This is a genomic window from Erythrobacter donghaensis, from assembly GCF_002155425.1.
Lineage (GTDB): Bacteria > Pseudomonadota > Alphaproteobacteria > Sphingomonadales > Sphingomonadaceae > Erythrobacter > Erythrobacter donghaensis.
This window is the reverse complement of the sequence record NZ_MUYG01000008.1, coordinates 286,936-300,419: the sequence shown is the minus strand read 5'-3', so window position 1 is coordinate 300,419 and position 13,484 is coordinate 286,936. Positions and strand designations below refer to the sequence as shown.

The following is a 13,484-nucleotide window of genomic DNA, read 5'->3' as shown; positions in this document are numbered from 1 at the left end:
AGCGGGGCAAGAGGCAGAGGCATTATGAGCAAACAGGAGGCGAAACTGGGCAAAGCGCCCCGCATCCTGCTGGTCGTGGGCGGCGGGATTGCGGCCTATAAGGCCTGCGAACTGGTGCGTCTTGCCCGCAAGGGCGGGGCCGAGGTCACCTGCGTGCTGACCAAGGGCGGCCAGCAATTCGTCACCCCGCTCTCGCTCGCCGCGCTCAGCGAGAATCAGGTCTATACCAACCTCTTCGACCTCAAGAACGAGGCCGAGATGGGGCATATCCAGCTCAGCCGCGAGGCCGATCTGGTGGTCGTCTGCCCGGCGACCGCCGATCTCGTCGCCAAGATGGCGAATGGCATCGCCGACGATCTTGCCACCACACTGATCCTCGCCACTGACAAGCCGGTGATGGCCGTGCCTGCCATGAACGTGCGGATGTGGGAGCACGAAGCGACCCGTCGCAACATCGCCACGCTCAAGGCGGCGGGCGTCACCGTGCTGCACCCGGATGAAGGCCCGATGGCCTGCGGCGAATTCGGCTATGGCCGCCTGCCCGAGCCCGAGGCGATCTGGCGCGAAGTCGCCGGCGCTCTCGGCCTTGAAGTGCCCGAGCCTGCACTTGCGTCTGCCCCGTCCCCCGCGCGCCTGCCTGCGCCCGATTTCGAGGTCGAAGCGCTTGAGCCCGAGGAAGAGGATGACGGCAGCGCCGCCATGCCCGAAGGCGGTCTCGGCGGGTTCCTGTCGCGCCTCATCCCGCGTTCCACTGCCAAGCGCACGCACGAGGAGATCGAGGCCGAGTTCGAGGAACTGCCCGAGCCCGAGGACCTGCCGCTGCCCGAGGAAGAACCCACCCCCGACTTCGCGCCCGATCTGGGCGGACCGCTGCTCGCGCGCAAGGGCAGCGCCGCGGCTGCGCCGCCGATCGACGCGGGGGCGATCAACCACACCGTCGATCCGCGCAAGGCCGCGCCCGAATTCCTCGCCCCCGAAGTGCCTGAAGAGATCGAGGCCGATCTGGGCGAAGTGCCCGATGGCGATTCCTTCGGGGTCGATGCGGGCTATCGTCCGCTCGCCGGGCGACACGTGCTGGTCACCGCCGGGCCGACCTGGGAAGCGATCGACCCGGTGCGCTACATCGCCAACCGCTCGAGCGGGAAGCAGGGCTTCGCCATCGCTGCCGCCGCCGCCGCGCTGGGTGCCGAGGTGACGCTGGTGGCAGGGCCCGTGGCGCTCAAGACTCCGCTGGGGGTGAACCGCATCGATGTCGAAAGCGCCAACGACATGGCCCAGGCCGTGCGGCAGGCGCTGCCCGCCGATGTTGCGGTCATGGTCGCCGCGGTGGCGGACTGGCGGCCGCGGGATTACCGCAACCGCAAGGTCAAGAAGCGCGAATCGGCGCCGCCGGTGCTGATGCTGACCGAAAACCCCGATATCCTCATCAACCTCTCCGCCGGGGTGAACCGCCCCGGTCTGCTGATCGGCTTTGCCGCCGAAACCGACAAGGTGATCGAAAACGCCAAGGCCAAGCGTAAGCGCAAGGGCGCCGACTGGATCATCGCCAATGATGTCAGCGGAAGCGTGATGGGCGGGGACCGCAACCGTGTGAGCATCATCAGCGCAGACGGGATCGAAACGCTCGAGGAAATGCCCAAGGCCGCGGTCGCGATGGCGCTGGTCGAGCGCATCGCGGCAACGCTCCACGCTGAGGCTGCGGAATGAGCCCACCTGTCAGGGTTGCCGTGAAGCGCCTGCTGCACGGATCGGGCCTGCCGCTCCCCGCCTATGCCACGGCAGGTGCCGCCGGGATGGACGTGGTCAGCGCCGAGGACGTGACGCTCGCGCCCGGAGCGCGCCATGCGGTGGCGACCGGCCTCGCGCTGGCGATCCCCGAGGGCTACGAAATTCAGGTGCGCCCGCGATCGGGGCTGGCGCTGAAACACGGCATCACCGTGCCCAACACCCCCGGCACGATCGACAGCGACTATCGCGGCGAGCTTAAGGTGATCCTGATCAACCACGGCACCGAGCCCTTCGTCATCGCCCGCGGCGACCGCGTGGCGCAACTGGTGCTCGCCCCCGTGGTGCAGGCCGCGTGGGACGAGGTCGAGCAACTGGACGCGACGACACGCGGCGAGGGCGGCTTCGGCTCGACCGGGGGTCATGCCAAGCTCTGATCTGTGGCTGGCCGCAGGGGTCGGCATCGCCCTGCTTGCAGCCCCTGCCGCCGCGTGCTCGCCGCCCTATCTTCCGCCCCCACCCATGCTCCCCGGCGAAACCGAGGAAGTCTATCGTGTGCGCATCGAAGCGCAGGCGCGGCGCGATCAGGAAAGGGCGCGGGTGCAGGCCGAAGCGGCTCAGTTGGCGCGGGAAGACCAGCTGTGGCGCACCGCCGACCGGATCGTCCTTGCCGAGGTCGTGCGTCTGTCCGGCTGGCGCAAAGACCGGCGGGGCGCGCAATACCGCGTCGCGACACTGCGGCTCCACAGCGAGGCGCGCGGACCACGCGTGCCCCGGCGCCTCAAACTGCGCAGCTATGATGGCGGTGACGCCTGTTTCGGGCCGCAGGGGCCGGTCTACCCCATCGAAGGCTCGCTGGTCCTGTTCGCCCGCAGCGGCACACTGTCCGATGCGACCGTCATCGACTGGAGCAGCGCCGCGCTTTCCACCCATCCGCAAACGCTGGCGCTGCTGGAGGAGACGGAGGCGGCGCGCGACTGAGGCGCCATGTGACGCTCCGACAGGTCGATTGCTGCAGGCGTGCGCGGCGGTTAGCATCGATGCAAAGGGAGGCCCGCCGATGTTCATGCGCTGTCTGCTTGCCGCTGGTTTGGCTTTGCTGCTCGGCGGATGCGTGGGGTGGGTGGCGGAGACCCGGCTGATCCCGGTCGACGAACGCGATACGCCCGGTCTGATGGGTCTCTATGTCGGGGATGAGGGCCTCTCTGCACTGATCGCGCCGGGCGACGAGGGCTTCCTGCGATTTTCCGACCCCGATGGCGGGGGCTCTTCCGATGTCGCCTTCGATCTACTGCGCGAAGAGCCACCTCGGCCCGCGCTCTTCGCTGCGGAGGCGGTCGAGGATGAAAACGCCGCGCCGATTGTGCCCGACCGATCCTTTCTGGTGGAATTTCCCGTCGAGGGTGATGAGGGCAAGACCGCCTATGCCTATGGTATCGTCCGGGTAAGTGGCGGACAACCTGCCGAAACGTTCCAGCATTACAGCGTATTGTGCTCCAAGGCGGCCGAGGCGCTGGCGGCGCGCCGGGAGGATCGGTTCTGCATCTTCGACGATTACGCCCGCCTGCGCGCCGCCGCGCTGGATGCGCTCGCGTGGCAGGATGATGCGAGGCTGGCGGTGGATTCGAACGACTTCACCCTGAAGAGCGAGGCCGACCCGATGGAAGCCGATGCGGCGGAGGACGCCGGACCCTGATCGCCTCAGCCTGCGGGGCTTTCGCTTTCGGGCGGTGCGTCGGGGACTTTCCAGGTGATGCGCGATTCCCACCGTCCTTCGACCGGTTCGCCGTCATCATCGCGCGCAGGATTGAAGCGCCCACGCCGGGTCACCAGCTCGCAAGCCTCACGGTCGAGGTGCGAATCGCCGCTGCTTTCGAGGATCGTGCAGGCGGTGATCCGGCCCTGCGGCGACACCGTCACCGCGAACCGCACCGTCCCCTCGCCGCCGCAGCCGTGATAGAGACAGTGCGGCCAATATGACGACACCCACCGCTCCGGCGCAAGCGGCACCGGGTCGCTCCCGGCCAGCGCCGGAGCGGAGAGGCCTAGGCCAAGCATGGCGATGGCGAAGCGGGCTATCATGGGCACAGCATACCCCTGTCCGGCGCAACAAAAAAGGCGGCGCCGATCCCCTGGCGCCGCCTCTCTTTTCCCGTCCAAGGGACTCTTGTCTGTTGGTCTACACCATCAATCGGTGGGGCGCACGGTATTTTCGCCATCGTCGCGAATCGTGATGCGCACGGTCTCGCCCGAATTGCCGGGGAAGTCGGTGAACAGCGCATCCACGAGGTTCGGCACCAGGCGCGGCAGGCGGTTGGAGCGCGACACGGCTTCGGCCTTGCCTTCGAACAGGCGCTGGCCATCGGCGCGGCGGTCGATCTTCAGGTCGACCGCGCTGGTGTAGACGGTGTAGCTGCGCACATCGGGCCCGCCGAAGAACGGATCGTTGAAGCCGAAGCCCCAGGCACCGAAGCCGCCGCCCCAACCGCCCCACCGACCCCACGGACCGAAGGCACCGCCGACACCCGGCGTGCTGCGCACCCGCTCACGCCCGTTGTCGACGTCGTAATCGAAGCGCACCAGCATGTCCGCCGTCTCGGGCGAGGCGGCGCGGGTGTAGCCCAGCTGCTGCATTTCGGCCGCGACGGCGTTGGCATAGGTGGCAAATTCAAGCCCGCCGGCGAGCTTGGGGTCTTCCGGCACGACCGCAAAGGTCTGCCCCTGCGGCGCAGGCAGCGGCACGGCAAAGCGCGACACATCCGCCTTGAACGGCGTGGCGCAGGCGGAAAGCCCGAGTGCGAGCGCCAATGGCAGCGCGACGCGGGCAAGAGGCTTCATCGAGTTCATCTTCGGCAACATGGCACAACCCTTGTCTGGAGGCCATTGCATACAAGGCAACGGCGCTTACCCGCGATACCATATTACCCGCGAATGAACCGGAATTGAATATTCGTCGCGGCGTGCCAGCGGTTCGTCGCAGAAATGCCGCGTCAGTGTCGCACCAGTCCGAGCGCTTTGTAGGCCGCATCGAGCGTCGGCGTGCCGCGCTCGCGCGCCTTGGCCGCGCCGCGGGCGAGGATCGCGTCGAGCGCTTCGGTATCCTCCTTCAGCGCCACGAAGCGGTCGCGGATCGGGCCGAGCGTCGTCACCAGCAGGTCCGCCAGCGCGGGCTTGAACGCGCCGAAACCCTGCCCGCCGTATTGCGCTAGCACCGCCGCCACCGGATCGCCCGACAAAGCGGCGTAGATGCCCACGAGGTTCTTCGCCTCGGGCCGGTCGGCGAGGCCCGCCTCTTCCGAGGGCAGGGGCTCGGGATCGGTCTTCGCCTTCTTCACCTTCTGCGCCATGGTGTCGGCATCGTCCGCGAGGTTGATGCGGCTCATGTCGCTGGGGTCGGACTTCGACATCTTGGCGCTGCCGTCGCGCAGGGACATGATCCGCGCTGCTTCTGCGGGGATGATCGGTTCGGGCAGGGTGAAGACCGGCGCGTCCTCGGGGCAGAAATCGTTGTTGAACTTCTGAGCGATGTCGCGGGCAAGCTCGAGGTGCTGCTTCTGATCCTCGCCCACCGGCACGTGGGTGGTCTGGTAGAGCAGCACGTCGGCAGCCTGCAGCACGGGGTAGGTGAACAGCGCCACGGACTGGCCCTCACGGTTCTTGCCGGCCTTGTCCTTCCACTGGGTCATGCGGTTCAGCCAGCCCATCCGGGCGGTGCCGTTCAAGAGCCATTGCAGCTCGGCATGCTGGGGCACCTGCGCCTGATTGAACAGCACCGAACGGTCGGGATCGATCCCGCAGGCGACCAGCGCTGCCGTCATTTCCAGCGTCGCGGCCTTGAGGCCCGCCGGGTCATGCGGCTGCGACAGGGCGTGCAGGTCGGCGAGGAAAAACAGCGCCTCGGAGCCCGGCTCCAGCGAATCCTGCATCGCCGCCCAGTTGCGGATCGCGCCCAGGTAATTGCCAAGGTGGAGATTGCCGGTGGGCTGGATGCCGGAGACGACGCGCATGATGTTCCCGTGAATTGCTTAAGGCTGGCGGCGCAATAGGCGCTGGACCGTCGCCTTGTCGAGCACCCCGAGCAGCACCGTGCCCGCGCCATAGGTGACGAAGCTGACGCCAAGGATCGCGCCGATCGCGGCAAGGCGGGTGAGGAAGGGGCCATCGAGCCACGGCGTGATCGCCTGCATCAACCCCCACAGCGCCGCGCCCATCGCGCCCGAAGCAAGCGCGATCCGCCCGATCCGGCCGAGCACGCGTGGCGGCAGGCGGAAATAGCCGCGCCGGGCGAGGATGGTGCCCAGCAGCGCGATGTTGACCCACGCCCCGATCGCGCCTGCCAGCGCCAGCCCGACCACGCCCAGCACCGGCACCAACGCGATGTTGAGGCCCACGGTGACCACCAGCGAAGCAGCGGCGGTATAGACCGGCGTGCGGGTGTCGGCGCGGGCGAAGAAATTGGGGGTCAGCACCTTGACCAGCACATAGGCGGGCAGGCCGACAACCAGCGCGGAGGTAACCATCCCGGTGGTCTGCGCATCCTCGGCGGTGAAGGCCTGTCCTTCCATGAAGGCCTTCACGAAGGCAAAGCCGGTCACGAACAGCGCCACCGCGCAGGGGAGCGTCAGCAGCATCGCCAGCTCGACCGCATTGGCCTGCAGGCGCACCGCCTCCTCGTCTTCGGCCTTGGCAATGTAGCGCGACAGCGCGGGGAGGATCGCTGTGCCCAGCGCGATGCCGATGATGCCGAGCGGCAGCTGGTTCCAGCGGTCGGCCATCGCCATGTAGGTGAGGCTCCCGTCGGGCAAACCGCGGATGAAGGCGAGGTCGATGAAGCGGCTGATCTGATAGACACCCGCGCCGAACACGGCAGGCACGATCAGCACCCCCATCTGCTTCACCTCGGCGGTGATGCGCGGCATGGATCGCGGAATGCGGAAGCCTGCGCGGCGCATGAACCAGTAGAGCCACAGCAATTGCAGCAGCCCGCTGACCGACACCGCGATGGCAAGGCCTACGCCGGTCGCGGCGCGGGTCGCCTCGCCCGCGGGTTGCAGCGCGCCCCAGGTGAGCGCGGTCAGCAGGCAGATATTGAGCAGGATCGGCGCGGCGGCGGCGGCGGCAAAGCGCGACAGCGAATTGAGGATCGCCGCCACCAGCGTCGCGAGGCTCATGAACATCAGGTAGGGAAAGGCGATCCGCCCCATGGTGACAGCAAGGTCATACGTCGCCGCATCGCCGCGCAGGTCTTCGTTGGCGAAGGCCCACAGCACCCACGGCATTGCCACCATCATCACCGCGCCGAACAGCACGAGGATCGGCAGCAGCACCGCCAGCACCTCGCCGGCAAAGCGCCGCGCGGCGTTCTCGTCTGCGGCCATGTGGCGGTTGAACAGCGGCACGAAGGCGGAGGCGAAGGCGCCCTCGGCGAACAGGCGGCGGAACAGGTTGGGCAGCTGGAACGCCAGTTGCCACGCATCCGCCACCCCGCCCGCGCCCAGCACCCGCGCGAGCAGGATGTCGCGCGCGAAGCCGAACAGGCGGCTGACAGCGGTCAGCCCGCCGATGGTGCCGACGTTCTTGAGCAGGCTCATCGCTCAGGCCCCGTGCCGGGCGTGCAGATCAGGCGTTGCCGGTGACCGGCTTGACCGGATCGCCGCCCGCAGCTTCCTCGGCGCGGCGCGCGGCGAGCTGCTGGGCATAGATCCCGCCGAAATCGACTGGATCGACCAGCAGCGGCGGGAAGCCCGCATCGCGCACCGCATCGGCGACGACGCGGCGGGCAAAGGGGAACAGCAGGCGCGGCGCTTCGGCATAAAGGAAGGCGTGGGCCTGATCCTCGGGCACGTTGCGCATCCCCACGAGCCCGCAATAGGCCAGATCGATCACGTAGATCGTCCCGCGCTGCGAAGCGGCGGTGAGCGTCAGCTTCAGCGTCACCTCATGCACGTCCTGCCCGGCGGGTTCGGCCCCGATGTTGAACTGCACGTCGATCTGCGGCGGCTCGGGCCACTGGAAGGAGTCGGGCGCATGGGGGTTCTCGACCGAAAGGTCCTTCACATATTGCGTGATCAGGCCGACCGCGGGCATTGTATCGGCGCCATTGGGCTGCGGCGTGTCGGCGTTCTGATTGTCGAGGTTGGTGAGGACGCCTTCTTCATCGGCCATGGTGCTGGGTGTCTTTCGCAAGGTTGCTGGAATAAAGGGTAACAGTTCATGCGCACGGTGCATCCCGGCAGGTGCCCTGCGCTTGCGCGAGCGCCTAGCAGGGGCGCGCAGCCGCCGCAACCGCGCCTGCATCGCCGCACGCCCGGCCTGCGTCACTCGGCCCGTCCCGTTAAGCCCGCAACGGAACCTATGCAGCGTTGTCGAATTGTAATTGGGCCCCATTTAAGGCAGGGTAGCATCGTTGGACAAAGGTGCACCGTAGCTTTGCCCCTCTCCATTGTTCGAAGATCGGATTGGTATAGTGCCCGAAATCATCATCCTCGCCATGGTCGCCGCTTTCCTCGGCCTGCGCCTCTATTCGGTGCTGGGCCGCCGGGCGGAGCAGGAGGAGGAGCCTGTGCCGCAGCGCTTCGAATCGGACGAAAAGGCGCCGGTGCGCCCGGCTGCGGCGCCCGCTCCGGTCGCGCCGCCGCGCATGGTCGAGCTTGAAGGCGTGATGCCCGCGGTCGAACGCGCGCTGCGCGAAATCGCGGCGGCAGACAGCCAGTTCAACCTCGCCCAGTTCCTCGATGGGGCCAAGGGCGCCTACCGGATGATCCTCGAAGCCTTCTGGAACGCCGACCGCGAGACCCTGCGCGATCTGTGCGACGATGATGTCTATGCCGGCTTCACCGCCGCCATTGACGCGCGCGAGGCAGCGGGCGAAACGCTCGCCAACTCGCTGATCCGGATCGAGGAAGTGCGCATCCACTCGGCCTCGCTCGACGGGCGGATGGCGCGCATCGCGCTGCTGTTCGTGGCCGATATTGCCGCCGTCACCCGCGACAAAGATGGCAATGTCATCGCCGGATCGCTCGACGATGCGATCGAGAGCCGCGACGTGTGGACCTTCTCGCGCAATATTTCCTCGCGCGATCCCAACTGGCTGCTCGACGAAACCGACGAGGGTTAATTTCGGCGACGGCGTAAGGCGGGTCGGCAGGGCCTGTCCGCAAGGGAGAGTAGAACCATGCGTGCGGTGCTTGCTGTCGCCCTGCTTCTGGCGCTGAGTGCCTGTGGCCGGATCATTCCGCAAGGCACTACGCCTCCGCCGGTCGTGACCGCGCCGAGCCTGCCAACCGCACCCGTCGGCGCCAATGCAATGCTGACCGGAGTCGCCTTTGGCCCCGCTTTCGCCGGGCTTGGGGTCAATGATGCCGACGCGCGCGGCGCGCTCGCGAGCTTCATCGAATCCTGCCCCAAGCTGCTCAACCGCGATGATGCCAGCGGGCTGACCCGCCGCGAGGACTGGCGCAGCGCCTGCGAGGCCGCGCGCTCGGCGTCGCCTTCGGGCGCCCGCGCATTCTTCGCCGAACACTTCACCCCGGTGCAGGTCGGCGACGGCAAGGCCTTCGCCACCGGCTATTTCGAGCCCGAGATCGCCGGCAGCCGCACGCGGCGGGCCGGATATGAGGTGCCGGTCTATGCCATGCCCGCCGATCTGGTGCGCGGCTGGCCCGACGATATCCCGCCAGCCGAGCGCACCGGCCGCCCGCCGCTGGGCCGCTATGACGAACAGGGCCGCTTCGTGCTCTACCATGACCGCGCCGCGATCGAGGATGGGGCGCTGATGGGCCGCGTGCCGGTGATCGCCTGGGCCGCCGATCCGGTGGAATTCTTCTTCCTCCAGATCCAGGGCTCGGGCCGCTTGCGCACGCCCGAGGGCGAGGTGATCCGTATCGGCTATGCCGGGCAGAACGGGCGCGAATATGTCGGCATCGGCGGCGTGATGCGCGAGCGCGGCCTTTTGGGCAGCGGGCCGGGGCAATATTCGGGATCGATGCAGGGGATCATGGCCTATATCCGCGAGAATCTCGCGGAAGGGCGCGATCTGATGCGCCTCAACAAGAGCTGGATCTTCTTTCAGGAATTGCACGGCGACGGGCCCTTGGGAGCGCTCGGCGTGCCGGTGCGGCGCGGAAATTCGGTCGCGGCAGACCCGGCCTTTGTCCCGCTGGGCGCGCCGGTGTGGCTCGAACTCGACCGGGCCGAGGCCAGCGGGCTGTGGATCGCGCAGGACACCGGCGGGGCGATCAAGGGCGCGAACCGGTTCGACACCTTCTGGGGTGCGGGCGAGGATGCGCGCCGGATCGCGGGCGGGATGAGCGGGCGCGGGCGCGCGCTGGTGCTGATCCCGCGCGCCGCCGCCGCGCGGCTCTCCGGGCGATGAAGGCACCGCGCGGGCTGACCGCTGGCGAGCAGACCGCCTGGGCGCATCTGGCTTCGAGCGTGAAGCCGCTGCCGGGGAAGAAGCGTCCCGCGCCGCCTGCCCTCGCCAAGGCTGGGATTGCCGAACCGGCCAAGGCCACGCCGGCCCCGCCGGGCAAATTCGTCAAACCGGCGAAGCCCGCTCCCCGACCACTCATCGCCAAGCCTCCTGCCGCTCCGCCGCCGCCGCGTGCGCCGGGGCTCGATTCGCACTGGGACCGGCGGATGAAGGCCGGGCGGCTTGAACCCGACTTGACGCTTGATCTGCACGGCCACACGCTCAATACCGCCTATGACCGCATCATGACCGCGCTCGATCAGGCCCGGGCGATGCAGGCGCGGGTGGTGCTGGTGGTGGCCGGGCGCGAGCGGCCGGTCGATCCGGCTGACCGCATGGCCAAACGCGGGGCGATCCGCGCCAAGCTGCTCGACTGGCTCGCCGCCAGCCGCCACGCCGATGCGATCACCGCGGTGCGCCGCGCGCATATCCGCCACGGGGGCGAGGGCGCGCTCTACCTGATCCTCAAGCGCCGGGGCTGAAACCGGCGCTTGGCGCGCGGGGGCAGGGCGGCTAGCCTTGCCGCCATTGTCATCCCCTGCCTGACGGGAGCCCTGCCGCATGAAGTCCTCCTCGCTTGCCCTTGCCGCTGCCACGCTGCTGCTGACGGCCGCCCCCGCGCTGGGACAGGACGCGCCTGCCGAAGCTGTGGCAGCCGCTCAGACCGGCCCGGAGACCCGCTTCACCGCGCGCGATCTGTTCGACCTGTCGATGGCGAGCGACCCGCAGATCAGCCCCGATGGCAGCCGCATCGCCTATGTGCGCGCCGCCAACGACATCATGACCGACCGCGCCCGCCGCACGATCTGGCTGGTCGATACGCGCACCGGCGAGCAGGTGCCGCTGGCGGGCACCACGGGCGAGGGCGATGCCTTCGCCCCGCGCTGGTCGCCCGACGGCACGCGCCTCGCCTATGTCGCCACAAGCGGGGGCAGCGCGCAGCTGTGGGTCACGTGGCTGAAAGGCGGCGAGGCGGTGCGGCTGACAGGCCTGCCCACCAGCCCCTCGGGCATCACCTGGTCGCCCGACAGCACGCAGATCGCCTATTCGATGTTGGTGGCAGCCGAGGGGCCGAAGCTGGGCAAGGCCCCCGACGGCAAGCCCGAAGGCGCGAAGTGGGCTGAGCCGCTCGAGGTTTATGATCTGCTCGCCTACCGCGTCGACGGGGCGGGGTATCTCAAGCCGGGGTTCGAGAAGCTGTTCATGATCCCAGCCACCGGCGGCGCGGCGCGGCAGCTGACCTTCGGCGAGTATCATGATGGCGGCACGCTGGCTTTCTCGCGCGATGGCAAGACGCTCTTCTTCGGTGCAAACCGCAAGGCGGACTGGCAGAGCGATCCGGTCGAAAGCGAGATCCACGCGCTCGATATCGCCAGCGGGCAGGTGCGCGCGCTCACCAGCCGCGACGGGCCCGACCACGACCCGGCGGTCTCGCCCGATGGCAAGCTGATCGCCTTCCTCGGCTTCGATGATGCGGGGCGGGCTTACGAGAATGACGATCTCTACGTCATGGCTCCCGACGGCGGAGGCCTGCGCAACCTGACCGCCGACTGGGACTACAGCCCGGCAGGCGTAGTGTGGGATGCGGATGGCACCGGGCTCTACGCCCAATACGACATCGGCGGCGAGACGCGGGTGGCGCGCATCGGGCTCGACGGGCGTATTCGCGATGTTGCCGAGGGGCTGAGCGGCGGCGGGCTCGACCGGCCCTATACCGGCGGCAGCTTCTCGGTCGCGGCCAATGATGCCATCACCTTCACCGGCGGCGCGCCGACCTTTCCGGCGGAGCTGATGCTGGCGGGGGGCGGCAAGACCCGCACGCTCACCGACCTCAACGCCGCGTTGAAGGCCGTGAAGACGATGGGCGCGGTGCGCAAGATCACCGCCACCTCCAGCTTCGACGGGTTGCCGATCGAAGGCTGGCTGACCCTGCCGCCTGGCTACACCCCCGGCACGCGGGTGCCGCTGATCCTCGAGATCCACGGCGGGCCTTTCGCCGCCTATGGCCCGCACTTTGCCAGTGACAACCAGCTCTACGCCGCCGCGGGCTACGCGGTGCTATCGGCCAATCCGCGCGGGTCGACGAGCTACGGCGAGGACTTCGCCAATCGCATCGACAAGGCCTATCCGGGCAACGACTATGACGATCTCATCAGCATCGTCGACGCCGCGATTGCCGAAGGCGTGGCCGACCCCGAGGCGCTGTTCGTCACCGGCGGATCGGGCGGCGGGGTGCTCACCAGCTGGATCGTCGGCAAGACCGACCGCTTCAAGGCGGCCGTCACGCAGAAGCCGGTGATCAACTGGACGACGCAGGTGCTCACTGCCGACAACCCCGCCTTCTTCGGGCGCTACTGGCTGGGCGCGCAGCCCTGGGAGAACCCGGAGCTCTACTGGAAGCTCTCGCCGCTCTCGCTCGTCGGCAATGTCACCACGCCGACGCTGGTGGTGGTGGGGTCGGAGGATTACCGCACCCCGGTGAGCGAGGCGGAGCAGTATTACACCGCGCTCCGGCTGCGCGGCGTGCCCACCGCACTGGTCAAGGTGCCCGGCGCCAGCCACGGCGGAATCGCCGCGCGGCCTTCGCAAAGCGCGGCCAAGGCGGCGGCGGTGCTGGCGTGGTTCGCGCGCTACAAGGCAGGCGCGCCCGCCACTCCCTAACGCATCGCTGCGAGGCTCTGCATCCGCTTGAGATAGCGTGCCAGCACGTCGATCTCGAGGTTCACCCGGTCGCCCACCGCCAGCGCGCCCAGCGTGGTGACCGCGGCGGTGTGGGGGATGATGTTGAGCAGGAAGTCGCACGCCCCGTCGGCCCGGTCGCGCACGTCGTTGACCGTCAGCGACACGCCGTTGACCGTGATCGAGCCCTTTTCGGCAATGAAGGGCGCCATGTCCGCCCGCGCCCGGATCGCGACCTGCCAGCTGTCGCCGCTCTGCGCCACCTTGACCACCTCGCCGACCGAATCGACATGGCCGGTGACGATGTGCCCGCCCAGCTCGTCGCCCAGCCGCAGCGAGGGTTCGATGTTGAGCTGAGCGCCCGCGTTCCACATCCCCGGCACGGTGCGGCTGACGGTCTCGCCCGAAAGGTCGACATCGAACCACGCCGCGCCCGGCTCTCCGCCGCGCTCGATTACGGTCAGGCACACGCCCGAACAGGCGATCGAAGCGCCGATGTCGATCCGCGCAGGGTCGAGCGGGGCGGTGATGCGCAGGCGCAGGTCGCCGCGCTGCTCGGCGGCGGCGATGGTGCCGATGGCGGTGACGATGCCGGTGAACATGAGCGGGC

At 68.6% G+C, this 13,484-nt stretch carries 14 protein-coding genes; 8 read left to right on the top strand and 6 right to left on the bottom strand.

Annotated features, from left to right (window positions below):
- Window positions 1–24 precede the first annotated feature (24 nt).
- The 4 genes from BZF59_RS05885 (at window position 25) to BZF59_RS05870 (ending at window position 3,421) form a co-directional block, all read left to right on the top strand.
- Entirely contained in the window at window positions 25–1,707 is a 1,683-nt protein-coding gene (locus BZF59_RS05885; RefSeq protein WP_086607305.1) for a bifunctional phosphopantothenoylcysteine decarboxylase/phosphopantothenate synthase, read from the top strand.
- Window positions 1,704–2,162: a dUTP diphosphatase gene (dut, locus tag BZF59_RS05880; protein WP_086607304.1), complete on the top strand. Its 459-nt coding sequence runs from the start codon at window positions 1,704–1,706 to the stop codon at window positions 2,160–2,162. The genes BZF59_RS05885 and dut overlap by 4 nt, the downstream gene beginning before the upstream one ends.
- Window positions 2,149–2,706: a hypothetical protein gene (locus BZF59_RS05875; protein ID WP_143738108.1), complete on the top strand. Its 558-nt coding sequence runs from the start codon at window positions 2,149–2,151 to the stop codon at window positions 2,704–2,706. The genes dut and BZF59_RS05875 overlap by 14 nt, the downstream gene beginning before the upstream one ends.
- A gap of 79 nt (window positions 2,707–2,785) precedes the next feature.
- Entirely contained in the window at window positions 2,786–3,421 is a 636-nt protein-coding gene (locus BZF59_RS05870) for a hypothetical protein (protein ID WP_086607302.1), read from the top strand.
- Between the two features lie 5 nt (window positions 3,422–3,426).
- Here BZF59_RS05870 and BZF59_RS05865 read toward each other — a convergent pair whose 3' ends face one another.
- From BZF59_RS05865 to secB, 5 genes are all read right to left on the bottom strand, one after another.
- The gene (locus BZF59_RS05865) at window positions 3,427–3,807 is read right to left on the bottom strand and encodes an energy transducer TonB (RefSeq protein WP_086607301.1); all 381 of its coding nucleotides are present in this window, start codon (window positions 3,805–3,807) and stop codon (window positions 3,427–3,429) included.
- A gap of 105 nt (window positions 3,808–3,912) precedes the next feature.
- Window positions 3,913–4,563 (bottom strand): DUF4136 domain-containing protein, encoded by a 651-nt coding sequence (locus BZF59_RS05860; protein ID WP_245806045.1) that lies wholly within the window; start codon window positions 4,561–4,563, stop codon window positions 3,913–3,915.
- Window positions 4,564–4,715: 152 nt separating this feature from the next.
- A complete protein-coding gene (trpS, locus tag BZF59_RS05855) occupies window positions 4,716–5,732 on the bottom strand; it encodes a tryptophan--tRNA ligase (RefSeq protein ID WP_086607299.1) in 1,017 nt (338 codons plus the stop codon).
- 18 nt (window positions 5,733–5,750) lie between these two features.
- Window positions 5,751–7,316: a murein biosynthesis integral membrane protein MurJ gene (gene murJ, locus BZF59_RS05850; protein WP_086607298.1), complete on the bottom strand. Its 1,566-nt coding sequence runs from the start codon at window positions 7,314–7,316 to the stop codon at window positions 5,751–5,753.
- A gap of 28 nt (window positions 7,317–7,344) precedes the next feature.
- Window positions 7,345–7,890, bottom strand: coding sequence for a protein-export chaperone SecB (secB, locus tag BZF59_RS05845; RefSeq protein ID WP_086607297.1), 546 nt, complete (start codon window positions 7,888–7,890; stop codon window positions 7,345–7,347).
- Window positions 7,891–8,188: 298 nt separating this feature from the next.
- On the opposite strand from secB, the gene BZF59_RS05840 reads away from it, so the two are divergent.
- The 4 genes from BZF59_RS05840 (at window position 8,189) to BZF59_RS05825 (ending at window position 12,856) form a co-directional block, all read left to right on the top strand.
- Complete coding sequence (locus BZF59_RS05840) at window positions 8,189–8,842, top strand: Tim44/TimA family putative adaptor protein (protein WP_086607398.1); 654 nt, start codon at window positions 8,189–8,191, stop codon at window positions 8,840–8,842.
- A 57-nt stretch (window positions 8,843–8,899) separates the two neighbouring features.
- Window positions 8,900–10,099 carry a murein transglycosylase A gene (gene mltA, locus BZF59_RS05835; protein ID WP_086607296.1) on the top strand — a complete coding sequence of 400 codons (1,200 nt, stop codon included), beginning with the start codon at window positions 8,900–8,902 and terminating at the stop codon, window positions 10,097–10,099.
- The gene (locus tag BZF59_RS05830; RefSeq protein ID WP_086607295.1) at window positions 10,096–10,677 is read left to right on the top strand and encodes a Smr/MutS family protein; all 582 of its coding nucleotides are present in this window, start codon (window positions 10,096–10,098) and stop codon (window positions 10,675–10,677) included. The genes mltA and BZF59_RS05830 overlap by 4 nt, the downstream gene beginning before the upstream one ends.
- A gap of 79 nt (window positions 10,678–10,756) precedes the next feature.
- Entirely contained in the window at window positions 10,757–12,856 is a 2,100-nt protein-coding gene (locus BZF59_RS05825) for a S9 family peptidase (protein WP_086607294.1), read from the top strand.
- Here BZF59_RS05825 and BZF59_RS05820 read toward each other — a convergent pair.
- Window positions 12,853–13,476 carry a riboflavin synthase gene (locus tag BZF59_RS05820; protein ID WP_086607293.1) on the bottom strand — a complete coding sequence of 208 codons (624 nt, stop codon included), beginning with the start codon at window positions 13,474–13,476 and terminating at the stop codon, window positions 12,853–12,855. The genes BZF59_RS05825 and BZF59_RS05820 overlap by 4 nt on opposite strands.
- Between the last annotated feature and the right edge of the window lie 8 nt (window positions 13,477–13,484).